Source organism: Chitinophaga sp. LS1, from assembly GCF_034274695.1.
Lineage (GTDB): Bacteria > Bacteroidota > Bacteroidia > Chitinophagales > Chitinophagaceae > Chitinophaga.
The window spans coordinates 2,705,857-2,731,130 of the sequence record NZ_CP128362.1; the positions used below are offsets into that span (position 1 = coordinate 2,705,857).

Annotated in this window: 18 protein-coding genes and 1 tRNA gene; 11 read left to right on the forward strand and 8 right to left on the reverse strand. The window is 43.2% G+C overall.

Annotation, left to right across the window (positions count from 1 at the left end; all coding sequences use genetic code 11):
- The first annotated feature begins 313 nt into the window (after window positions 1–313).
- From QQL36_RS11250 to QQL36_RS11270, 5 genes are all read left to right on the forward strand, one after another.
- A complete protein-coding gene (locus QQL36_RS11250; RefSeq protein ID WP_321569766.1) occupies window positions 314–5,407 on the forward strand; it encodes a DUF5977 domain-containing protein in 5,094 nt (1,697 codons plus the stop codon).
- 4 nt (window positions 5,408–5,411) lie between these two features.
- Window positions 5,412–9,800 carry a DUF6443 domain-containing protein gene (locus QQL36_RS11255; protein WP_321569767.1) on the forward strand — a complete coding sequence of 1,463 codons (4,389 nt, stop codon included), beginning with the start codon at window positions 5,412–5,414 and terminating at the stop codon, window positions 9,798–9,800.
- A complete protein-coding gene (locus QQL36_RS11260; RefSeq protein WP_321569768.1) occupies window positions 9,787–10,191 on the forward strand; it encodes a hypothetical protein in 405 nt (134 codons plus the stop codon). Before QQL36_RS11255 ends, QQL36_RS11260 begins: the two co-directional genes overlap by 14 nt.
- 427 nt (window positions 10,192–10,618) lie before the next feature.
- Window positions 10,619–10,876 carry an FtsX-like permease family protein gene (locus QQL36_RS11265; RefSeq protein ID WP_321569769.1) on the forward strand — a complete coding sequence of 86 codons (258 nt, stop codon included), beginning with the start codon at window positions 10,619–10,621 and terminating at the stop codon, window positions 10,874–10,876.
- 6 nt (window positions 10,877–10,882) lie between these two features.
- On the forward strand, window positions 10,883–11,053 hold the full coding sequence (locus QQL36_RS11270) for a hypothetical protein (RefSeq protein ID WP_321569770.1): 171 nt from the start codon (window positions 10,883–10,885) through the stop codon (window positions 11,051–11,053).
- 46 nt (window positions 11,054–11,099) lie between these two features.
- On the opposite strand, the gene QQL36_RS11275 is transcribed toward QQL36_RS11270, so the two are convergent.
- Window positions 11,100–11,171: transfer RNA gene (locus QQL36_RS11275), tRNA-Glu, on the reverse strand.
- Between the two features lie 92 nt (window positions 11,172–11,263).
- On the opposite strand from QQL36_RS11275, the gene QQL36_RS11280 reads away from it, so the two are divergent.
- Window positions 11,264–13,060 (forward strand): long-chain fatty acid--CoA ligase, encoded by a 1,797-nt coding sequence (locus QQL36_RS11280; RefSeq protein WP_321569771.1) that lies wholly within the window; start codon window positions 11,264–11,266, stop codon window positions 13,058–13,060.
- An 89-nt stretch (window positions 13,061–13,149) separates the two neighbouring features.
- Here QQL36_RS11280 and QQL36_RS11285 read toward each other — a convergent pair whose 3' ends face one another.
- Window positions 13,150–13,932 carry a glycoside hydrolase family 16 protein gene (locus QQL36_RS11285; RefSeq protein ID WP_321569772.1) on the reverse strand — a complete coding sequence of 261 codons (783 nt, stop codon included), beginning with the start codon at window positions 13,930–13,932 and terminating at the stop codon, window positions 13,150–13,152.
- Window positions 13,933–14,124: 192 nt separating this feature from the next.
- Between QQL36_RS11285 and QQL36_RS11290 the strand changes: the two genes are divergently transcribed.
- Window positions 14,125–15,369 carry a hypothetical protein gene (locus QQL36_RS11290; protein ID WP_321569773.1) on the forward strand — a complete coding sequence of 415 codons (1,245 nt, stop codon included), beginning with the start codon at window positions 14,125–14,127 and terminating at the stop codon, window positions 15,367–15,369.
- Here QQL36_RS11290 and QQL36_RS11295 read toward each other — a convergent pair.
- Complete coding sequence (locus QQL36_RS11295) at window positions 15,366–16,622, reverse strand: chloride channel protein (protein WP_321569774.1); 1,257 nt, start codon at window positions 16,620–16,622, stop codon at window positions 15,366–15,368. The genes QQL36_RS11290 and QQL36_RS11295 overlap by 4 nt on opposite strands.
- Window positions 16,623–16,720: 98 nt before the next feature.
- Here QQL36_RS11295 and QQL36_RS11300 point away from each other — a divergent pair, with 98 nt between their 5' ends.
- The gene (locus tag QQL36_RS11300) at window positions 16,721–17,158 is read left to right on the forward strand and encodes a DUF6438 domain-containing protein (protein ID WP_321569775.1); all 438 of its coding nucleotides are present in this window, start codon (window positions 16,721–16,723) and stop codon (window positions 17,156–17,158) included.
- Between the two features lie 55 nt (window positions 17,159–17,213).
- Here QQL36_RS11300 and QQL36_RS11305 read toward each other — a convergent pair whose 3' ends face one another.
- Window positions 17,214–18,053: a dienelactone hydrolase family protein gene (locus tag QQL36_RS11305; RefSeq protein WP_321569776.1), complete on the reverse strand. Its 840-nt coding sequence runs from the start codon at window positions 18,051–18,053 to the stop codon at window positions 17,214–17,216.
- 102 nt (window positions 18,054–18,155) lie between these two features.
- On the opposite strand from QQL36_RS11305, the gene QQL36_RS11310 reads away from it, so the two are divergent.
- The 3 genes from QQL36_RS11310 to QQL36_RS11320 all read left to right on the forward strand — a co-directional run bounded on the left by QQL36_RS11310 (window position 18,156) and on the right by QQL36_RS11320 (window position 19,818).
- Entirely contained in the window at window positions 18,156–18,590 is a 435-nt protein-coding gene (locus tag QQL36_RS11310) for a MarR family winged helix-turn-helix transcriptional regulator (RefSeq protein WP_083726006.1), read from the forward strand.
- Window positions 18,587–18,769, forward strand: coding sequence for a hypothetical protein (locus tag QQL36_RS11315; protein ID WP_321569777.1), 183 nt, complete (start codon window positions 18,587–18,589; stop codon window positions 18,767–18,769). The genes QQL36_RS11310 and QQL36_RS11315 overlap by 4 nt, the downstream gene beginning before the upstream one ends.
- Before the next feature lie 62 nt (window positions 18,770–18,831).
- Window positions 18,832–19,818, forward strand: coding sequence for a YhdH/YhfP family quinone oxidoreductase (locus tag QQL36_RS11320; RefSeq protein ID WP_321569778.1), 987 nt, complete (start codon window positions 18,832–18,834; stop codon window positions 19,816–19,818).
- A 126-nt stretch (window positions 19,819–19,944) separates the two neighbouring features.
- Here QQL36_RS11320 and QQL36_RS11325 read toward each other — a convergent pair whose 3' ends face one another.
- The 4 genes from QQL36_RS11325 to QQL36_RS11340 form a co-directional block, all read right to left on the reverse strand.
- Entirely contained in the window at window positions 19,945–22,920 is a 2,976-nt protein-coding gene (locus tag QQL36_RS11325) for a glycoside hydrolase family 9 protein (protein ID WP_321569779.1), read from the reverse strand.
- Window positions 22,921–23,454: 534 nt separating this feature from the next.
- Window positions 23,455–24,273 (reverse strand): Sir2 family NAD-dependent protein deacetylase, encoded by an 819-nt coding sequence (locus QQL36_RS11330; protein ID WP_321569780.1) that lies wholly within the window; start codon window positions 24,271–24,273, stop codon window positions 23,455–23,457.
- Window positions 24,255–24,815: a protein-ADP-ribose hydrolase gene (locus QQL36_RS11335; protein ID WP_321569781.1), complete on the reverse strand. Its 561-nt coding sequence runs from the start codon at window positions 24,813–24,815 to the stop codon at window positions 24,255–24,257. The genes QQL36_RS11330 and QQL36_RS11335 overlap by 19 nt, the downstream gene beginning before the upstream one ends.
- Complete coding sequence (locus tag QQL36_RS11340) at window positions 24,773–25,210, reverse strand: hypothetical protein (protein WP_321569782.1); 438 nt, start codon at window positions 25,208–25,210, stop codon at window positions 24,773–24,775. Before QQL36_RS11340 ends, QQL36_RS11335 begins: the two co-directional genes overlap by 43 nt.
- Window positions 25,211–25,274 lie beyond the last annotated feature (64 nt).

Here is a 25,274-nt window from a genome sequence, read left to right on the forward strand (position 1 = left end):
CTTTTACTATGCAGATTTAACACTTAATGTTAAATCTGTATGGTGGACCCCATTACCGAAGCGCATATGACGTAGCATCTTCAAATATCAAATTCCCTCTTCCACAGGCCCGATTCCCTCATTGATCTATAAAATCAGCCTACCTATACTTTTCTCCTATTATTAGTTAACCTCTTGGTTATCTTTAAGTTTCCCTATTTCCATTTAACCTTCCCCTGCATGGTAGCGTACATCAGTAAACCCGGTTTAAATTCCCTAGCCACTATTTAATTTAATGATGAATACCCGTATTAATACATGTATTATTCTGTGGATGTTGTTAATCAACCTGCATACAACAAAAGGCCAGTCCCCATCCATAATACCTTTACCAGCAGAAGCTGCCGCCCTCTTTCAATACAATAGTACGCCTGTAAGTATGATGACGGGTGTCCCGCAAATCTCCTACCCGATTTATGAAATCAATACTGGTAAGATAAAAGTACCTATCACGCTCAGTTATCACGCCTCTGGTATTAAAGTAACCCAGAAAGCGACCTGGGTGGGCCTTGGATGGTCGCTTCTGGCAGGCGGTTCTATCGCCCGCCAGATAAGAGGAGATGAAGATGAGACAACAACATCTGGTTGGTTTAATCAATCTACGCCAATTAGCAGCTTCGGTAGTGTATTAACTTATGATGGACGAAAGAATTATTATGAAAGCAGACCAGACCTGCAGCCTGACTTCTTCAATTATAATTTTACCGGCAAGTCCGGGCGGTTCTTATATTCCAGGGATTTACAGGATTTTGTCACCGCTCCCTACAAACCTGTCAGAATTATTCATACAAGTGACAATAACTATGAGATCACAGATGATGACGGCAGCAGGTATTTCTTTACAAAACCATTCAAAACGACTACTGACAATACAGGACTACAAAGTCACATCATTGGCTGGAACCTGACTAAGATTATTTCCAATGATGGGGCAGACAGTGTGATCTTTAATTATGCAACACCTACAGCTAGTGGTGATAAAGCAGCTGACAATGTGCTCACCTTTAATAAAGTATATCGCAAGAACGTATCAGGTACCGATGATGCAGCCTCTTATGTAGCTGATGAAGTTATCGAAACCATCACCTACTCCTATAATAGTGTACCTAACATCAGTGAAATTATTTTCCGGCAGGGGAAGGTGAAGCTTTATGGCAATACCGTCAGATCTGACTATGCAGGGAATGCGCTGGATAGCATTGTCGTATATAGCAATGACAACGGCACCTATAACCGGGTTAAAAAGGTTTCATTTAACTATAGCTACTTTTACACCGGCAATTCATATCCCAGCTATACAGATTACCGGCTCAAACTCCTTTCATTTTCTAACGATGACCTGAATGGAGAGCAACCGGAAAAGTACACTTTCGGTTATAATAGTACAACCTTACCTAATACTTTGTCCTGTTCACAGGACTGGTGGGGATTTTACAATGGTGTAACACAATACACCCTCATGCCCAGGCAACTCCCTTCTCAGACAACCATTCAGATGTACGGGTACTTAGGCACTGCTGACAGATCCTCTTCTGCAACATATATTATGGCTGGAATCCTGAACCAGGTTACCTACCCCACTGGTGGTTATACCACTTATGATTACGCAATCAATACATATGAGAGAACGCCCGATAATAAAGACTCTACAATTGCGTCCATCACACTGGCTGGACCTGCTAAGACGGGGGTTACTTATGGATGGGATAGCGCCACAACAACATTTTTGGTCAGACCTCCGGGTAATAATCAGTATTATTACGAGTTGAAAATTTCAATAGATTTCTCTGCATCTTCGGCTAACCCACCTTTCACCTACGCACAGGACGTGCAGTTGAGAGATATCACCACGGGAAAAACAGTAGCGAGCTGGAATTCTGATACTTATCTCAATGCGGGTACAAGCGGTATAGCTCATACGCTTACGGCCACTTACACCTGTGACACCAGTCATACGTATCAGCTGTATGTCGGTATAAATGATCTGCCGACTACGACCGTGACTGCAAGAATCTCTATTGCTGTTCCGGACAACAGTACAAAATACAAATATGGTGGTGGTATCCGTGTGGAAACAATCAGCAGTTATAATCTTGACAATACCCTGCAGAAAAAAGATGTATATAAATATGGGGAAAATGAATCCGGCATCGGTTACCTGCCTACATCCGCGGACGATATGACAACTAACATCTTTTACAACACCACTACCAGGAGATATATTGCAACCTCTTCTACTGGTTGTAAAACGGAAGATGGAGACAAATATACTTATATCGCACAATCCTCTTATCCTACTATTACTTTCCAGGGAGCGAATGTATTATACCCTTACGTGACAAAGTATGAATACAGTAATACACGGCCTAATGGTAAAACAATCTTTACATATAAAATCCCCAATGACTTTATCACCATTGGTAATCAATCTGCCCTTGGAGGAAAAGAAAGAATAGATAACGGACTTTCCGATGAACTACCCATCAAAACTACCTATTATAAATTCAATAGCGAGGACAGTTCTTTTTCAGTTATAAAAGAAACAATCAATACCTGGGATTTATTCAACTTTAGTCAGGACTCTGCCTTAATGGTATTTCCTACTGTAGAATATTCCACTACGCAGCATTGTGGCGATTCTTATTTAGACTACAGTTCATTTGTCTACATGGTAAAAAGCGGTGGAAGACACCTTTCTGCTGTTACAGAAAATAACTATGATGATAATGGTACCGTATTCAGTAATACGGTCAGCTATACCTATAATGATAAAAACCATCCTCAGACAATCACAAAATTCAATAGTAAAAACGATACGCTTGTCACGGAAATGCGGTATCCTGGTGAGCATAGTAGCATAGATGTAAATGCTGATGTGCTGGATCACATGGTCACTAAAAATATGCTGAACCAATTTTACTGGCAAGGAAACTATACAAACGCAACCTTATTAAGTTATAAACACACCCTCTTTAGTGATAGCTGGGGAAGTAATGATAGTTTGATCGCACCCAAAATCGATAGTAACTGGCAACTAGGTAATGACAACAGTTTACCGGCCATCACTATTGCTTACCAAAGTTATGGACAACATGGTAATATACGCCAGATAAGGGATGCGCAGGGCATTACCACTGCTTACACGTGGTCTGCAGACGACTCGTATCCTGTAGCACAAACAGCAGGAGCCGCCGTTAACCAGGTAATATATGATGGGTTTGAAGATGCCAATAGCTGGACAGGTATTACCCGCGATAATACCGTTTCCCATACAGGTAGATATGCTGGTTTGATCAGTGGTGGTACTTATACCAATGCTACCTGGAATACAATTTCACTCTCTACTGCAACCACGTTCCGTTATTCCGGCTGGGTATACAGTAATGGACCAACTGCTACCCTCAACTTACTGATGAAGACCAGTTCAGAAACTGGTAACTACACTTATATAGATAACGTTTCCTCCTCCCAGACTGGTAAGTGGATATATCTTGAAAAAGAGTACACTATTCCTGCCGGTGTTGCGTACGTAAGCCTTCGCCTTGACAATAATAGCAGCGGTAAAGTTTGGTTTGATGAGGTTAGCCTGCGTCCCTCCGCTTCACAAATGAGTCATTATTCATTCCTCCCACTGGTGGGTATGAGCAGTAAAACGGACGAAGGCAATCATACGATTTATTATGAGTTCGATGGCCTGAACCGTCTGAAATTGATAAGGAACAAAGATAAGAATATACTGAAAATGTACTGCTATAATTACGCTGGTGATATTGACAGATGTGAGGGAACTACTTATTATAATGATTACCAGAGTCAGACATACGCTAAAACCTGTGTAGTAAGTGGTGCCAGCACGACGGTTACTTACGCCGTTGACGCGGGGAAATACAGTTCGCGTACCAGTGTAGCGGATGCCAACAGCAAGGCCCTTGCAGACATTGCGGCGAACGGTCAGGCTTATGCCAACCTGATGGGAGATTGTAGTTATTACCTGAGTGAGCAAATGAAAGATACCTTTACCGCAGTATGTGCGGATAATGGAGTAGGATCAGCAATGGTATATTCTATAGCAGAAGGAACAGACACATCTTTCATAAGTCAGGATGATGCCAATACTAAAGCCAAAGCACGTCTCAATTTACAGGGACAATTATATGCCAATTCTAACGGTTGTACCTGGACAAATGAAGTACAAAGCGGTACCTATACCAAGGTCTGTTCTTCTTCCTCAGCAGAAGGTACAGCGGTAATTTATACCGTTGCTGCAGGAACTTACTCGTCAGCAGTGAGTCTTGCCGCAGCCAATGCACTGGCACTCCAGGATGTAACGAGTAATGGTCAGGCTTATGCTAATACGAATGGCCTTTGTTATTATTATAGCGATGTACAATCTGCTATCGCAACTACGACCTGTTCCACCGGTTATGTGGGTACAGATGTCACTTTTACTGTAGCTGCCCGTCATGATTCTTCCCTCATCAGTAAAGATTCAGCAAATGCAGCAGCACTGAGATACGCCAAGGCAAATGCGCAAAGCAATGCAAATTCAACTGGTACATGCCTGGCATGTAACCTGATATTAAGCAAAAAATCAGGTAGCAGCAATTTAGGTACCTTTAATGTCTCAGTTGTCAATTCCACCACAGGTGCAAGTGTTTACAACCAGTCATTTACCGATCCTACAGATGCCCAGCTGGCAACCTGCTACAGGATAGCCAGTGATGCTATCTATACTATTACAGTCACTGCCCAGAATAACCTATATGCTACCATAAACGGTACAGAGAAAGCCATTAGCCCCGGGCACAGCCAATCATGGTTATTAGGCCCTACCTTGAATATTGTCCTTTCCTCATCAGGGACCATTACTTACAGTAATACAGCTGTCAGCAAATCTGTTCAGAAGAATAGCTGTACCAAAGATTCCACCGGATCATATGTGACTTACACTGTTGCCGCAAGTAAGTATACCTCTACTGTATCACAGGAATATGTTGATTCGCTGGCGAATGTGGATGCTGCCAATAATGGGCAGACCTATGCGAATACAAATGGATATTGTTTCCCTTCAGGAAAAAACTTCGCCATTGTGGTAAAGAAGGGGGGGACAGATCCGGGTACATTAAGCATCACAGCCACGAATACCAGTACCAGCACTGCAGAAGTAAAGACGACCGCGATTACAGAATGGCCGTACTATGCCGCTATCACCAGTGGTAAAACCTTTACGATCTCCATTGCACCAATTGGCTCCGGTATCTCTATGACTGCCGATGTAAATGGTACACAGAAAACAGTATCCTCTGGTTCTACTATCACGTTTACCAGTACTTCCGCACCTATCCTGATCCTCATCTGGAACAAATAAACCCATGAACAAACAGTCATTTATATATATCATCTTCTTTTGCCTGCTGGGATTCGTTCATCCCGGCAATGCACAGGTGCCAACCAATACCCAGCGTACTGTAGCATCACCTGTTACAATACCAGCCGCATATACAAAAACGGCTTACAGCTCTATTCGAACCTGGATACCTGCTATGATTACCACGGACGAGAACCAGGTTATGGATTCCAGCAGGTCTACAGCAGATGTAAAACTGACCACTCAATATCTGGATGGGTTAGGGCGTCCTTTACAAAAGGTAGTGAGAAGAATTAGTCCGAAAGGTAATGATATGGTCACGGCTGCTGTATATGATTCTCTTGGCAGACAGCAATATCAATATCTTCCATTTGTACAGGAACAGAATGGTAAGATTAAATCGGATCCGTTTGCTGCACAGGCTTCATTTTATCAGGATGCCAGTCTCAATCCCGGCACCGCGGATGATCGTGTTTTTTATGGCCAGACTGAATACGAAGCATCTCCGCTGAATCGTGTGCTTAAAACCTGGGGACCGGGAGATAGCTGGGCGCAAACGGGGGGGAATCATCCTGTGAAGATGCAGTATAATTATAATACAAGTGACGATGGGGTAGTAATCTGGAAAATTGGCATCAGCAAAAAGACTTGTAATACTATAACTACCTATGGTAACGGATCAGTGACTATTCCAGATACTGCTGGTATTTATAGTGCCGGACAACTTAATAAAAATATAGTTATTGATGAAGCCGGGCATCATGTAATTGAATATAAAGACAAAGACGGACACATCATTCTCAAAAAAGTCCAACTCACAGATAATCCAGGTAAGGCACATGATGGATGGCTATGTACATATTATATATATGATGATCTGGGTAATCTCCGTTTTGTAATACCACCTTTAGCAGTGCAAGCTATCGCATCCGACTGGAATCTTACTCAGGGCATTGCTGATGAACTTTGTTTCCAGTATCAATACGATGCACGTGGTCGCATGATCTCCAAAAAGACTCCTGGCGCCGGATCCACACTAATGGTATACGACAATAGAAATAGGGTTGTATTTACACAGGACTCAATACAAAGAGGTAAATCGTCCCCGGAGTGGCATACCACATTTTATGACGGATTGAATCGTCCTTATGAAACTGCACTATATACAATCAGCAGTACAAGAGATGCGCTACAGTGTACGCTCAATACCTCCACCGGTGATACTGTTATAACTGAAGTTGATATCGACACTCTACCTGTAGATCTTGTGGTAACTACATACGACAGTAATGTCAGTCAATATTTGGCCACTAATAGTATAAGTTTTGAATCAGAATTCACTACCGGTGATAATGCGTCGTTTACAGCCAGCATTACCAGTAACAGTGGCACTACGACATTTCCTGCCAGCAATCCTACACCACAGTTAAGTGCCAGTTTACTCACACCTCTATCTTATACTTACTATGATAATTATAATTATGATGGTGTGCATAGCTTTGTAAGTTCAAATTTATTAAAACCGGAAGCCGGAGATAATCTTTATAGCCAGACGAATACAGCTGCCAGTACACATATCCTTTCCCTCACTACAGGTTCTAAGATCCGTATAATAGGTACAGACAACTGGCTCATCACTACAGATTATTTTGACGATTACGGTCATACGATTCAGTCAATTGCTGATAACCATGTAGGTGGTAAAGATGTCATCAGCAGTATGTATGATTTTAGCGGCAAGGTATTGAGCACTTACTTTGCTCATACCAATCCTTCCAGTACGACCACAGCACAGACGACTATATTGACCAATTTAGGATATGATGCCGGAGGACATCTTACCTCCGTCTTAAAAAGGCTGAATGACAACAATACTTTGGAAGAAAATATAGCAGAAAATACTTATAATGAACTGGGACAGCTGCAACAGAAAAAATTAGGCGTTGATGGTAGCACACAATTAGATACACTAACTTATACCTATAATATCAGAGGTTGGTTAGCCGGTATCAATAAGGCATTTGTCAATTCTACTTCAACTGACAACTGGTTCGGAGAAGATATCAGCTATGATAATGGATTTGACAGTAGTCAGTACAACGGTAATATTTCAGGTATTAAGTGGAAAACAAAATCGAATGGTATTCCACGCGCATACGGCTACGGTTATGACGGAGCTAACCGTTTGAACAAGGCAGTCTTTAACCAGCAAAACACCACTGGGGCGGCCTGGACATCTGATAAGGTTGATTTCACGGTAAGTAATCTCGCTTATGATGCAAATGGGAATATTAGTTCCATGAAACAACAAGGATTAATAGGTACGACTAGCAGTAATGTGGATAACCTGACTTATACTTACCAAACTAATAGCAATAAACTGCTAACCGTAACTGATGCCAGCAATACCTCTACAGCCAAAATTGGTGACTTTAATGATGGCACAAATACCGAAAACGATTATAGTTATAATGGGAATGGTAATATACTTTCCGATCTGAATAAAAGTATCACGTCGATCAGCTATAACCAGCTGAACCTACCGGAAAAAATCATGGTTAATGGAAAGGGATCCATCACTTATCAATATACATCAGCTGGGGCGAAGATTAAAAAAACTGTTATAGATAGTACGGTTTCTCCGGCTAAGACCATGGTCACTGATTATATAGGTGGATTTGTATATGAGCAGGATACTCTTCGTTATATTGCGCATGATGAGGGTCGGATTCGTCCGAAGTATGATTCCGGCAAGGCCATTGTTTACCATTGGGATTATTTTGAAAAAGACCATTTGGGCGATGTTCGGATAGTACTGGGAGACAATGCAGACACCAGCGTATATGCAGCTACGATGGAGACAGCTAACAGTGATAATGAAAATGCATTATTTAGTAATATCGACAATACCCGCACTGCTTTACCGTCTGGCTACCCAACAGATGAGACCACCAATCCTAACGCATATGTGGCAAAATTGAATGCTGAAAGTGGTGAAAAGATCGGACCATCCATCGTATTACGTGTTATGGTGGGAGATACTGTACAGCTAGGTGTGAAAGCATTCTACAAAAGTACGGGAGCGAGTACATCCAGTACCACGACCAGCAGCATGTTAGCTGCATTGGTCCAGGCATTCAGTTCATCTGCAGTTACAGATGGTACACATGCTGCTGGTACCAGTTCAGGTTTTTCATCTGCCTATACATCCAGCGAATACGAAGAATTGATAAGCAAGGATGTTAATGAAAACTTATCAACGAAACCAAAGGCATACCTTTCTTATGTCCTGTTTGACGACTTATTTAACATGGTGGATGATAATAGTGGTGTAAAACAGGTACAGGGTAGCCCTGATGAATTACAGATATTGACAGTAGATAAATTTGTGATTAAAAAAAACGGGTTTATCTATATTTATACCAGCAATGAAAGTGCGGAAGATGTGTACTTTGATAATCTCGTCGTTGCACACAATAAGGGACCTTTACTGGAGGAGACGCATTACTATCCGTTTGGTCTAGCGATGGCGGGTATTAGTTCAAATGCATTAGCAGAAAGTAATTATCCGCATAATAAGTTGAAATATAATGGAAAAGAATTGCAAACCGGTGAATTTGGGGACGGTAGCGGACTGGATTGGTATGACTATGGTGCAAGAATGTATAATGTACAAATAGGCAGATGGTCAGTGATGGATCCGATGAGTGATTCTATGAGAAGATTCTCTCCTTACAATTATGCATTTGATAACCCTATGCGGTTTATTGATCCTGACGGGATGGAGCCGGAAGATTGGGTGAAGTTTAAAAATAGCCTTGGACAGATGAGTGTAACGTGGGATAAAAATGTGACTGATCAGAAGAGTGCAGTGGCAAAATATGGGGCAGGAGCTAAGCATTTGGGGCAGGAAGCAATATGGTATTCAAATACAGAGGGAAATCAAACCTGGAAATTAGGAAAAGGAGGAGAGTTCCATGAAATACAATCAAATGCAGTAATTGGAACTATTTCTACAGTGGCCGATGTAACTTCCAATACAGTGGTAACAGCCGCTGATATGGGGCTAAGTAAGGCAAGTGCATTATTGCAGGGAGCAGGCGCTACAACCGAGGCATTATCAGATCTCACTTTGGCATCAAAAGTTGTAGGAACAACCGGGCAAGTACTTGGAGGGCTTGGAATTGCATTAACGGTAGCCGATGCTGCAGTTGGTGAACGTGGATTTACGACAAAGCATGCAATTGACCTAGCAATGGGTGCCGCTGGGTTTATTCCCGTATATGGTACCGCAATTGGTGTCACATGGTTTGTTGGAAACCTGATTTCGACAGCTGCTACAGGCCGAAGTATATCAGATAATATTCAAAAAATGATTGATGAAAAAGATTAGTAACAAAATGATATATAGTAGAATATTTATAAGTACATATAAGTACTATTCAAAATTTAAAAATCAAAGTCCACGATTTAGTGCTGCTATGGTGCTTACAGTAAGTCAATTTTGTACTTTTATGTTGGTACTGATAATCTTGCAAAGAGCATTGATATGGGATGTAGCTAAATATGTTCCAAACAAATATGTAGTCATTCCAATTGGTTTTATTTGGGTAGTAGCCATTTATAATTACTTTTCTGAGGAAAGGATTCATCTTCTCTTGGAAAACTTTAATGAATTACCTAAAGGGAAACGTAAATTTTGGGCTGTCATGAGTTTGGTATTCTTTTTACTACCTATGATTTTAATTGGTATTGTTGGTTGGGGACCTCGGCCTCATTTCTAACAAATTTTAATAAATTTTAGTTGCTATGATACGATTCATCTTTTCAACGACAACTTTTTCCATTTTTATAGTGCTGAGCGGAAACGCTTAGCACTATAACGATACTGTTCACTTAAAAGGTTACTACATCATTAGAAAATCAAAAGGAATGTTTTTCAAAATGAATGACTATTATATCGAAGTCCCTACCTATTCCCCACCTCAAATAGCCGCTTTCATCCCACAAGGATAGTGTCACTCATCATCATCCATTTTCCTACTGGCTGAATAAACTATCTACTGAAAATGCCCCGTTTTTTTTCCGGATACGACCAATTCCTTAAACCTCTCAAATCTCGATTATTACGAAAATACCCACGATACCATGTTAGTATTTAACATATTCTACATGGAGGCCTACTGGCTTTAGCGCCTGTTCATTGCTATATTGGATAAGGGAATAGCCGGGTTCTATAAATATGAAAAGCAGGTTTCCCGCTTGCTGCTGTGGGCTGCAGGATTAGCAATTTTCATCAGTTGTCTTGGTCTGCTTGGCCTGGTTAGTTATACCATCCGGCAGCGTACAAAAGTAATAGGCGTACGCAAAATACTCGGAGCCTCTATTGTTCAGGTCGTGAGTTTGATCTTAAAGGATTTTATGCAGCTCATTCTTGACGCATTTATAATTGCTACGCCGCTTGCATAGCTGAGTATGCACAAGTGGTTACAGCAATTTGCTTATCAAACCAGTATGAGTTATTGGGTATTTGCGCTCAGCGGACTGATTATGTTTTCTGTTGCATTGCTCGTGCTTGGCTTTCAGATTGTAAAGGCCGCTTTAGTGAATCCAGTGGAGAGTCTGAAGACGAATAAATTAATTTAAAAATGAAAAGGGGATAATACATTATTGTACTATCCCCTTTTTCCTGTACCGCGTACGGGAGTCGAACCCGTCATTCCTCCGTGAAAGGGAGGCGTCTTAGCCGATTGACCAACGCGGCATTTCGCGATTGGGATTGCAAAGGTAGTCAATTATTGAATATTTCAAAATTTATTTCAAAAAAGTCGGGTGTATTTTCGCATTTTCACGTTTATGATGCATTCACGTAAGGATAGGCTGTTCGATGCCGTAGATTATCAACTCGAAAAATTTCCTAAGGAAGACATGCTGGCCGCCAAGGTGAATGGCACCTGGACCCGCTATAGCACTGCTTTTGTAAGAGAAATCGCTGATAGATTCAGTGCCGGGTTACTGCAACTGGGCGTTAGTGGCAATGATGGTTCCGCTGCCAAAGCAGACAAAATTGCCATTATCAGCTCGAACCGACCAGAATGGATCTTTACCGATCTGGCCGTTCAGCAAACAGGAGCGATACTTGTACCGCTCTATCCCACTACCAGCCTTCTGGAACTGGAATTTATCCTCAATGATGCCGAAGTGAAGTACATTTTCATTGGCAACCAGGAATTGTATGACAAGATCAACAGCATTCGACCGCAATTGTCGTTTCTGAAAGGTATCTATACGTTAGACGAAGTGCCTGATGTATCACATTGGTCGGCCGTCACAGATATGGCCACGCCCGAACTGCTGCAAAAAGTGCAGGAAGTAAAAGCAGGCATATCGCCCCAACAACTGGCTACTATCATCTATACGTCGGGTACCACCGGTACGCCAAAAGGTGTGATGCTGAGTCATCACAATATTGTGAGTGATGCCTTTATGGGCAAGGTCTCGTTCCCTTTTTATGACGATCCTGCTAAAAAGGCACTGAGCTTCCTTCCGCTGAACCATATTTTCGAGAAATGCGTTACCTATATCTACTTCTACAGTGGCACCAGCATTTACTACGCTGAAAGTCTGGATACCATCGCTGACAACCTGCGGGAAATACAACCGGACGGATTTACTACCGTACCGCGTCTTCTGGAAAAGGTATATGATAAGATCCTCGCTACCGGTAATAAACTGACCGGTATCAAAAAAACTTTATTCTTCTGGGCGGTGAACCTGGCTACCCGCTATGACAATGTCAAAAGCGGAGGCGCCTGGTACAACCTGCAACTCGCACTGGCCGATAAACTCATTTTTAGTAAATGGAGAGCTGCCCTGGGTGGTAAGATAGATTTCATCGTAACGGGTGGCGCTGCCTGCCAGGAAAAGCTGCTACGCATCTTCTGGGCGGCTAAAATACCCATTTACGAAGGTTACGGACCTACCGAGAATAGTCCCGTGATCAGCGTAAATACCCGGAAAGAGGTCATATTTGGCACTGTAGGCCCTGTTTTGGAAGGTCTTAGTGTGAAACTGGCAGAAGATGGGGAAATCTGCGTGAAAGGCGATTCTGTGATGGTGGGTTACTATAAAAGACCAGACCTGACCGCAGAGGTGGTAAAAGATGGCTGGTTACTAACTGGCGATATCGGTATCCTTCAGGAAGGGAAATACCTGAAGATCACCGACCGTAAAAAAGAACTGTTCAAGACAAGCGGGGGTAAATATGTGGCCCCTCAGCCGATAGAAAATAAATGTAAGGAAGATCCCTTCATCGAACAGATGATGGTGATAGGGGCAGACAGGAAGTTTGTAAGTGCCCTCATTGTGCCGGCTTTTCCATACTTAAAGCAATGGATGCAGCAGCAGGGTATCAATTTTACCACCCATGAAGCGGCCATTAAGGAACCTAAAGTGTTAGAAAAATACAATGATGTGATAGAAGGGTATAATTCGAGGTTTAACCATGTGGAGCAGGTGAGAAAGTTTGCACTGTTGCCTGATGAGTGGAGTGTGGAAGGAGGGGAGATGACGCCTAAAATGAGTTTGAAGAGAAAAGTGGTGTTGGAAAAGTACAAAGAGGTGATAGAAGAGATCTATAATCTACAAAAGTAAATCAGAAGAGATTGGGTGGCGTGCAAAGAAACGAACTAATAAATGGGCCGGCTGTCTGAAGGCCGGCCCTGGTTTTGATCCTATTACTACTAAAGCGCTGTAAATGTGAATGAATGGACGATCAGTTCCACTTCCTTAGCATTTGACGGCGCATTGCCATCAAACAGCCAGAGATTCATATGTACTGGCATCGCTACCGTACTCACATTATACCCTGATGGTGTTGTCCATGGAAAAAAGGCATTTGCCGCCGCCTGTGTATGACCATGAAAACCGGAAAAAGACACACTGCTGCTGTTCCGCACAAACCGATAAGTACTATAAGTACCATTCAGCTTCAGCTCAGCCGTATAAGAAGCACTGCCACTACCTGTTTGCGGATACACAGTATAGTTATAATTAGGCCATGCATTGTTCCCCCAGCGGGCAAACTCAATATCCATCTCATGGTGCCCATCATCTCCGGATTTGTAATTAAACAATCCAAAAACGATATTTCTGTCCAGAGAGTCAACTCTACCTTCTACCTGCCATACATAGGTGCCATACCCCAATGACTGATTGGTATACACTTCTGAACAAAGCCATCTGCCAGTACTGGCATCTTTCCTGATTTTGAGATGGAGAAAGCCATTGCTGTCTACCCATACATTACTGGAACTATTGCTCCAGTAATTGGGGCCCGGGCCTGAGGTGCCGGATTCTGTTCTTACCGTCCAGGTATATCCACTGAACGTAATCGTGGAAGCCGCAGCGCTTGCTCTGGCAGCGGAGGTTTCCGTGGCAGGAGTTGCTGCCTGTTGGGTAGATTCTTTACTACAGCTGGTGAAAGCGATCATTGCTACAGCCAGTGTCATGAATGTGTACTTCATGATGGTTTATTTTGATGAGGAAAAGTGGTTTTTTAATATGGTCTATATAATGACATCGTAGAAATGTGTTACTTTGATGCGAAATCAAGAAATTTTTAACAAATCCCTATCATCATCCATATTAGTTTTGCGCCCTACCCTTTATAACAAATGGAGAAAAAGAAATTGTATCTGCTTCTGGCAGGTTTATTTATGTTCAGGTTGATATACGGTCTATGTGCGGAATTTTGGTTTGCAGATGAACTGCAGATCTACCTGATTGGGTTAAAATCTTACACTACCGGTACGTGGCCTACCTACGGACCAGATGTAGTATATACCCACACTCAGATCCCCGGTGCCCTGCAAGGGCTGCTGGTGAGCCTTCCATTTTACCTCGGAAAGTTGCCGGAACTGCCTACGATTATGTTAAACATCCTGTCGTTTAGTAGCCTATGTCTGCTTGGTTGGTATGTGACTAAAAGGGTGAAAGGCGTGCCGGACTGGCTCGTCTGGATCCTGTGTATGACCACTCCCTGGACTTTGTATTATAGCACCAGGGTGGTCAACCCATCGTATGTACTGGTCTTTTCCATTCCGTTTTTCATTGCCGTACTGGAATTATTACCCATTTATACGGAAAAGCTCATGAAACCCGGCCTGGCATACTTCACGATGGGAATCACGACTACCTTCATCATGCAACTGCATATGTCATGGGTATTGATGGTGCCATATAGCCTGGCGGCGATGGCGTTTACGATGAAGACAGCCAATAAAAAAGTCATTCTTTTCTATATCCTGGGAGGTGTGATCGGGTTACTCACCCTGATACCTACCTGGTTACATCCGGACCCGTTGGCGGGTAAGGTAGGGGAGAATGTGGTGATCAACTGGGGAAATTTCAGCAATATCCTCACGATATTACTACGTTACCTGTCATTTGCCACTTACGAAATCCCTTATGTACTAGGCGATTCTACAGACAAGGATGTGATCTTTCATACCCAATACTGGATGATTCCATTTATCGTATTCCTGTTGGTAATCGGCTTCCTGCAGGTGGGGCTGTTGATTATTGGATTCTTTATAAAGACTGAGAATGAGGAGTGGAAAAAGGTGCGCTGGCTGAATATCTTCTCTTACGGGTTACTGTTTGTGAGCTTTTTCTTTTCAATAAAAGGGCCTTCTTCACACACCTTTTATTTACTGTTGCCACTGCCCATGATCTATTCCTTCTATTGCTATGAATGGCTGATCTCGAAAAAGGCAGTGGCGCTGAAAGTCCTGAGGGTCGTAGTCTATTGTGGCTTCATTTTCCACATTGGATTGGCGATATACAATTACGGGCACAAATCCATTTATAAAGACAGACCTAAAGTATCTGAAGCGCTGGAACGGATGGATTACCGCGTATTGGGTGAGCGACGTTCCGATCAGTTAGGCTATGGTTATTAATGTTGATCCTTATAGCTATAAACAGTGTAAGGATATATTTTCCCGGCAGTATAACGAGCTACCATACTGACTAACAGAATAGGGAAAGTCAGTATGAAGCTGCCTGATAAACGTACTGCCAGGGAAGATGAAGTAAGTGGTGCATGTATGGCGCCGCTTAATACAGCTGCAATACCCAGGATGATAAAGTTGCTTACCACCAGCTGCGTGTGGAAAAACTGGTTACATGTCAGCGCTACCAGTAGCCCCAGCAAAGCACCTATCACAATACTTGGTGCAAATACCCCACCATCACCACCGGCTCCCAGCGTTACTGAAGAGATGATCGGTTTCAGCAAAACAATACCCAGTATCGTGCATGCAAATGTATAGGAGAGGGGAGTGTGACTGGATTGTTCAATCATATCTTTCACACCACTATAGCTGTCGCCAAACAGGTGAGGGAATATAAAAATACTCACACCTACTATCGCAGCTCCCAGACCGATACGCACATATTCATTCTTCATAATTGCAAAGCGGTGCTTGATACCAATTACCGATTTGGTAAAGAATACAGAAATCACCCCTGCAATCACACTCATACCAATCATATAAGGTACCGCCTGCCATGTCCATGGAAATGCACTCAATCCAAACAATGCATGTTCATGAAATAAATGAAGCCAGCCCCATCCGATAAATACGGCAATGCCTGTGCTGATCAATATTGTTTTAGTGACTTTCTTCGCAATTACTTCCAGCGCGAACAGCAACCCTACAAATGGGCTACCGAACAATGCTGTTAAACCACCTGCTACACCCGCACAAATCAATTCTGTTTTATACCTGTTGGCAATGCCAGCTTTTTGCCTGGTCACCGCACCAATTGTAGCTGTAGATACTACTGTGGAAACCTCTACACCGGTAGAACCACCAAAGATGACAGTGAGGAAACCATTGATAAAGTGTGAAGGGATCTTATATGCAGGTAGTTCATTGCGACGGGTATCAATGGTGAGGTAGATCTCTTTAATACCTTTATTTGGTTTCTTCCGGAAAGCATATTTGCGTAGCACATGTATCAACACCAGGCCGATCAATGGAAAGACGATAAATAAGAAGGAGTAAGGTCTGATCGATTCAAAAAAATGGTCTTCGTAATACTCTGTAATATGTTTCAAAACACTAGCCAGAATGGCCGAGAGTAAACCAGCAAAACACGAGGCAATTACCAATTTGTAGTAATTGACCCTTATAATCTTATCGCGCATGAAATTTGATCTTTAAGTCTTAATTGGCGATGCAAAGTTAGGGCATAATGACCTCGTGTCGATAGAATATTTTAAATAGCATTGATAATCATGTAAATATGAAAGCAATATACTGGCTGCTGGCAATTGTTCTCGTCAGCTGTAAAACAACCACTCCGGGTTCAGCAGGACAATTGATACAGGTTGAAGCAGGTCCGTGTTTCGGCTCCTGCCCGGTATTTAAAATGACCATTAACCAGGATCGTTCTGCTACTTACGAAGCGATCCGGTTCAATAAAGATCAGCAGGGAACCTATGGAGCGACTATCAAGGAAGAAGACTTTGTAAAACTGCAGCACCTGCTACAACAAACGAACTATGCAAATCTGCAGGATTCATTCAAACTTCCCATTACAGATATGGCATCTATCACACTGCACATTCCGCACGATGGCAAGGTGAAAAATATATATGATTACGGAAAAAAGGGTACACCTCAACTAGAGGTACTGTATCAGTTTATCACCGACCTTCGGACTACGCAGGACTGGAAATAAAAGGGCGGGTCATTTGAACCCGCCCTTTTCAATAATTTTAATTCAGCACCTTCAACTATTTTAATTCAGCACCCAGGAAGGCTTTCATATCATTCCAGCTGGCAGTATCAGCAGCGGCATTGTATTCAATCGGCATATTGAATTTCTTACCGGTTGCTGTTGCAGCAGGATTAGTAAATGCATGTGTCGCATTTGGATATTCTTTGAACACATATTTCACACCTGCAGAATCCATTTGCTTTTTGAATGTAGCTACTTCTTCAGGAGATACAAATTTGTCCGCACCACCATGGCAGATCAGGGCAGATGCCGTGAACAGGTCTTTAGAGATAGGCAATGAAGTAGCCAGACCTCCGTGGAAACTTACCACACTTTTCAGTGGCGCACCCAGGCGAGCCGCATTCAGTACGCAGCTACCCCCAAAGCAGAAGCCGATAGCAGCAATACGACTTGTATCCACCTGTGAATAAGTCTTTGCTTTTGCTACAGCAGCAGCAATACGCTCATACGCCAATTTAGGATTAGCGTAGAAAGGTGTCGCCCATGCCTTCGCAGAATCAGGATTGTCGGCCAGTTTGCCATTGCCATACATATCCAGACCTACGGCAAAGTAACCCAGCTCTGCCAGGCGCTGTGCTACGTTTTTAACATGGGTATCGAGGCCCCACCATTCCGGTACTATTACGATAACTGGTTTCTTTGTAGCAGTGTCATCATTGAAAGCGATAACACTGTTCAGGGGTATACCATTTGATTCGATGGTAACATCTGTTACCTGTACGGTAGGCGTTTTGGTGCTGTCTTTAGTTTCAGTGGTCGACGAGCCATTGTTACATGCGGTCATGAAGAGCGCAGCTGCCGGTATGGCAAGCAGAGTTCCGAGTGTGAATTTCATCTGATAGTATTTGAGTTGAGTAATTGGAGTTGCAAGGTATGGAATCTCCCTTGTTTATTTGAAGATACCAAAGTAACTTTGCAAAGTTAATTTAATAGTAATATGTTTAATAATCAGGACGAAGAAATTGCTTACGGTATCCGCAATCTGGTGACAATCATGAATAAGCGATTGCGCAAGCAGATGAGCAACCCGGAACAATTATCCATCGCTGAATTCAATGTACTGAGCATCCTCATGATCCAGAAAGAAGCTTTCCCTTCTGAACTGGGTGCACAGCTCAGCATATCCTCCCAATTCATGTCGCAGATACTGAACAGGATGGAAGGACTGAAATACATCTCCAGGAAAAGCGCCCCATCTGATGGTCGCAAAACACTGGTTTCCCTCACCAAACAAGGTAAACAAAAAGTAGAACTATCCCGCAGGGAAAGAGAAGAATGGCTGGCACTCATGGTATCGGAGAAATATACAACGGAAGAAAAGGATGTGATTAAGAAGGCACTGGACCTGCTTTCTGTATTGACAGAATTATGACTACTGGAAATATGCGCTTTTCTGCTTTGCCGCTAAGTGGTGGATACTTTCTGATGGCTGTGCCGACAGCGATGCGGAAGCCTAGCCTGAACCTGTATGATTTTTCACAGATGGAACTGGCTCATGAGCAACAGCTGGAAGGCAGAACGTGCGGAAAAATAGTGGTTTCAATTAAATAATAAACTGCTCCCCGTCATAGAATGGCATCTTCACATATCGTATTTTGTAAAAAAGGACAATTATGACGGAACCATTCAAAGCGTTACAGGTGATAGAAGCCGATGGGAAATTTGTTTTATCTATTGTTGATAAACTCATAGACAATCTGCCTCCGGGCGATGTCATCATAAAGGTTCATTATTCCTCACTGAACTATAAAGATGCCTTATCTGCTACCGGCAACAAAGGCGTGACCAGACAGTTTCCACATACACCGGGAATTGATGCCGCCGGAGAAGTAGTATCGTCTATTGATGAAAACTGGAAACCGGGTGATCAGGTGATTGTAACCGGGTTTGACTTTGGTATGAATACCAGTGGAGGTTTTCAGGAGTATATCCGGGTACCGGCCAAATGGGTCGTACGTTTGCCAAAGGGTTTGACACTGAGAGAAAGCATGATCTATGGTACAGCAGGGTTCACAGCGGCACTGTCCGTACAGGCATTGCTGAAAACAGGTGTACAACCAGCTGATGGTAAGATCGTGGTAACTGGTGCCAGTGGTGGTGTAGGGTCTATTGCCGTAGCCATTCTGAGCAAGTTAGGTTATCAGGTAACTGCTGTAAGCAGCAAGCAGGCAGCGTTCCTGCAATCATTGGGTGCAGTGGAAGTTTTACCTCGTGCGGAGATGGATGATGCCAGTGGAAAGGTGATGCTGAAACCAAGATTTGCAGGTGGTATAGATACCGTAGGTGGCAATGTATTGGCTACAGTGGTGAAGAGTTTGCAATATGGTGGTGCGGTGACTGCCTGTGGTATGGTGAATGGCGGACCATTACCTTTGACTGTATTCCCATTCATACTGAAAGGTGTGCAGTTGTTAGGAATTGATTCAGTAGAATATCCAATTTTCAAAAGGAAAGAAATATGGGAAGTCATGGCTACAAGCTGGAAGCCAGCGCAATTAGCGCAACTGGCAAATGAAATTCCTTTGGAGAAATTAGGTGAGAATATTAACCTGATATTGGCAGGGAAGATACAGGGTAGAACTGTAGTGCGTCTTGCCTAAAAAAGTTAAGAGGCCGTATCTTAAGTAAGATACGGCCTCGTTTTATTCGGATACCTAATGGAGATAGGAAGTCCTTTAAGCACTTCTGAGGAGGTTTATTTATTTTTGATACACGCTCTTCTTAAATTACTGAATCATCAGTTTAGTGCTCATCACTTTCTTTGTTTTAGTGCTTACTTCCACGCTGTAAATACCTGTAGGTATACCAGATGGAATAGTCATAGTCTCGTTAGCCTTCGCTGATTTTCTCAACACCACTCTGCCTGACATATCCGTCATTGTTACAATCACATCTGTAATTGCCTTATCTGATATACGAATAGCAAAGCTATGCTGTATAACAGGGTTTGGATAAATAGATGAAGTGGTTACCTCCACAGACGCCTGTCTTGCACCCGCTTCAGTACCCGCTGCTTCAAAGTGTGACCAGTCATACGCACCTACATAATGCACATAGTAATTACCATTCACTCTCGCAGGCATGCTATTAGACCATGTATTGGTATAATCCACTCCATTGATCTCGAGTTTAGTCAGGTTCCATGAATTGATGTAAGAGATATTACCTGCAATTACATAACAGAACTCACCATTACCATCTTTTGCAAATGGTAATGTCACCACAGAAGGGTTATCACAGCTACCACCAGTTACGTTCTGTTTGAAATTAGCAGTGACAGACAGGTTGGTGTTTACTGTAACGGTAACAGGATTGAGGGTGTCAGTAATGCCACCGCTCCAATTATTAAACAGGTAACCATTACCTGGTGTTGCAGTCAATGTTACAACCGTACCTTCTGTATATGTACCACCAGCGGGGTTGAGTACCACCGTACCGGTACCTGATACTGCTGTAGTGATAGAATACTGCTTAGGTGCGACTACATTGGTCACATAGATATTGCTGGTATCTTTAAAGCTACCATCAGCAGTCGTCGCATAAATGAATGCACTCCCTGAAGCCAGCGTTGTTACTAATCCTGTGCTGCTCACAGTAGCAATGGATGGTGCAGAAGATGTCCATGTCAGCAACTTATTGGTAGCATTAGCAGGTAATACAGTTGCTGTGAGTTGTGCTGTAGTATTGATGTTCAGTGTATCGGTAGCAGGTGTAACAGTGATACCTGTTACAGGTACTACTACAGCAGGTGTAGGTGTGCTGCCATATACCAGTTGATCATTTACATAGAGAGGAATATTACTTACTTCTTTCAATGTACCGTCTACACCCTGTGAAGACCAGTCATTGGCTGCGTTCCATGCACTGGCTGGCGCTTCGTAAGGAAGACGGATACGGATCTGTGATTCTTTCTTTGACTCACTCTGACCACCTGGCCAGATCTTAAGCGTTGAATTGTAAGTTACCTCTGTATAATAAAGATGCTTTGCAGTATCCCACGCTTGTAACGGTGTAAAAGTTACATCTGCATTGTTGGAAGAAACGACGTAGTCAGTAGATTTATAACCGGCGGTAAGGCCTTCTGAAATATCAACAAATAAACGGAATACATGTTTGGATGCAATACGTGCCGGCCATGCAGTATGATTGTTTACCCACACAGACCATTCAGTGTATGTAGTACCACTGCCATTGATCTTGGCCTCGATCGTGAATTCGCCTGTAGGTGTTTCTGCCACCGGGAAGTTAGTGAGGGGTGTACCTCCGTAATCCTGTACCAGCTTTGCCGCCAGTCCGGAGAATGCCGCATTGTAATCGGTCGCTACTTCGTTATTCACATAGTTGCCACGATCATCTGTATAGGAGTCATCGTTGTTGGGGCCACCTACCAGTGCGCCATACAAGGTATGTCTCGATTCGGTAGGAGGGCCGGTCAGGTTATTCGTCCAGCAACCATGTGCAGTACGATGGTGAGGCTTTACAGGAGGATTTGTACCAAAGCCACATACATAACTACGATTGTTTGGATTGCTACCCAGTGCATAGTTTATTTGAGATTGTGCAAAGGTGTAGTACTTCGTGCCTTTGGCAGTGGTAGTAGCGGCATCTTTGTAGTAAGCAGCCAGGAAACCAGTGTTGATCGCATATCTCAGTGCACCCCATACATCCAGGAATGCGAGGCCACCGGCTGTGTAAGTAATGCGTGACCCATTGTAACCATCTGTCCAATAGTCAAGGTGTCTTTCTATATCTTCTTTGTACTGGGTTTTGCCTGTCAGCTTTGCCAGTAGCGCATAACAGCCAGTAGATTTATCATCCCAGGCTAGCCCCCATTTGTAAGATTTGATGGCTGTCTGTGATTCAGTAGAGAGGTTTGCATAGTATGTCTCTGCTTTTGTGAGCCATGCAGCATCGCCGGTGGCGCGGTAGAGCCAGATGGCGCCCCATACCAGTTCATCGTTGTAGCCGCTGTAAGAGTTATAATAACTGGCAGCATCCGTGATGGAAGCAGAATACATACCGCGATAGGTATCAGCAAAGTTGTACAACTGAATCGCGTGTGTAAGCAACGTCGCACTATAAGTAGGGTCGTCTGTTTTAAACACCATACTGGCAGCGGCCATTGCAGCAGCAGTTTCGGCAGCAAGGTCAGAGCCTGGATGTGTCGCATCAATCTTGTAAGCAGGACGGGACATCGCCATTACTTCCGAAGATCCCCACCACGCGTGGTCTGTACCGCCATTGCCTACCTGGCCATACAGTTCATTTGGCGCGGTATGACAGCGAATAAAATAGTCATTTACAAAACGAAGATTGCTTTTCAGGTACTTCATCTGACCGGAGTTATTATAACCACCTGCAAAGTCAACAGCGCCCCAGGCCAGCATCGTCGCTGAGAAAGCCATCGGGAAGTTGAACTTCACATGGTCGCCGGCATCATACCATCCACCAGTCAGGTCTACACCTACATCACTACCATCAGTGAGTGCTGAGTTGCTACGCCAGGTGACACGGTTGTCTGCCGGCAATGTACCCGAGCGTTGTGCTTCGTAAAAGAACATAGACTTCTGCAATACTTCTGCATAGTTGTAGCTCTGTGCGTACGTGGATTTGAGGGATACCATCGTCAGGATGGTGGCGAATATGGGTAGGCGCAGCAGCTTGCCTCCCTTCGCAGGAACGAGGGAAAATCTGGTTTTCATCGGGTTGTATTTAAAAATCAATGTAAAGGGACCAATGGGTATCTGAATTGGGCCTTGAAGAGATTATAGGTTTTTTATAGTATGTCTTTAAGAATAATGATATGGTAACGCAAGTTTAGGGAATTCTCAGGTATAAACAAAAAAATCGCCAGTCTGATAAGGCTGGCGATGTACCATCATTAAGCACCCATCAGGTCATCCTGTCTTTCGGAGATAGCCTTGTGTCTGAGTACCAGTTCTTTGAAACTTCCTTCATTCAGCATGGTGTCTTCCTGGCCAAGATGACGAAGCTAATCTTAGTTCCGGTTCTACAGCTGTTTTATCAGCTTTCCGTTCGGGGCGCTGTAAGCGAATGAGAGGGCGAATTGAAAAAAGAAAGCCGCCTTTCATGAGGCGGCTTCTTGCGTATTAAATAGGTTCAGATAAATATTTTCTGATTAGTGGATGGGCTTTGGCAGGATAAAATGTAGTGTTTAAACAATATAGCAAGGTCAAACACGGATTTTTAACATCTTACTAAGTTTTTGCCTTTTATTAGAGTAATGCTAGCATCTCGTCGATATTTCCTTTTATTTGAAGGGAGCGGGCTGCGATTTCCGCAGGCACTTCAGGGTGGTCTCTGTTAAAGCGAAGCAGGTAGGCCGAAGGATTATGGTAAGTGATTTGTTCCATTGGCCAGCGTACTACTCCTGGAGTATTGAAACCGGTGCCCATGTCCATGATGACTATGGGTGTTTGTAAATGTTGATGTACCCATGACTGGAAGCGTTCGCGTTGTTGCTCGTAAGGTTTTTCGATAAACCAGCTGCCACCCCGGACGTTCATAAACATATCGCCACCACATTTAGGACATTTAGGAATAGCGTTTGCATCCGTGATTTCATGCGTAACCGGATCAAGATTCGCTGACAGTTTATCAAGAATAGGGCGGGTATCATATGTTTCATCAGAGCAGGGTTGTAAACATTGCATCAGTTTATAGTTTCCCTGTGGTGTGAAAATTCTGGAAGGGGCAAAACCGTTCTTTTCAAACATGGTATCCACATTGGAGGTAATGACAAAGTATTCCTTGTCTCTGACCAGAGAGAATAATTGTTGATAAACGGTGGCCTGCTGATTATCGTACGCAACGTTTTGCACATGCATGGCATGATAGCCCCAGTTAATGGCTTCGGATAAGCCCTGGTAGCCCATTAACTGGTAGTTGTTACGAAAGCCTCTCTGGTACATGACAGGGAAGAGCTTACGAAATCTTTCGGAAGATGTATAGTCAATACCTGCGGCAGCACTCATACCTGCGCCTGCACCAATCAATATTACTTTTGCATCACGAATCAATTGCCCGAATTCCATACTGCTAATTCTTTTTGATAGATCTGATAATCTGCGTCGCTGAATACGTTGAAGATGACTTTTTGCACAGGGCTCTCCGGATGTGCGGCAACCCAGTTATACACCGTGCGGATGGCTACTTTTGCTGCCAGTGCTGGTGGGTAACCAAATACACCTGTGGAGATGCAGCAGAAGGCGATAGATTGAATATCTCCCTTAGCATGCGCCACTTCCAGACAGCTTTTATAGCAACTGGCAAGTTGTTCTTCCTGTAATGGGGTAGGTGTTAAATGTGCTACTATCGGGCCTACAGTGTGAATGACATATTTAGCAGGCAGGAAAAAACCGGGAGTGATCTTTGCTTGTCCTGTTGGTTCTGTATGTCCTTGCCGGAGCATGAGTTGATGGCATGCTTCACGCAAACGGGGGCCTGCTGCTGAATGAATGGCATTGTCTATACACTTATGAAATGGGTGGAAACATCCAAGTAGTTGTGAATTGGCTGCATTTACGATTGCATCTACCTGTAGGGTGGTAATATCCTTACAGCTATAAGGTAGCAAATTAACGGATAGATGGCAGCTGCGGACAATAGCATTACATACTTCCACAATGGGGCGCTGTAATTGGACCGGCCAGAGGCCCCATTGAAACCAGTAATGATCATATAGGCTATTTCATGAGAGATCAGACAGCTATAAACAATGACTAAAATCAACGAAAATAAGACCGTAGCTCTTAGTTTCTTTAAAAGAGAGAGCGAAATTGCAGCCACATAAATGATGATAAACGGCAAGTAGACTGCTGAACGGTATTTGAAGAATATGTGATCCGGGGAGGCCTCCCATGCATTGACCAGGTCAACGGTCATCAGCATCACATTCACCAAAGCAAGAACAGCAGCAATAGAATTGGCAGTAGAGAGATATGTGCTTTTAACCTTTCGGAGTTTTGCCATACACAGCGTGGCTATCAGAAAGCCAATTATGGATATACAGTGGGCCTGGAGCAGGGATTCTGGT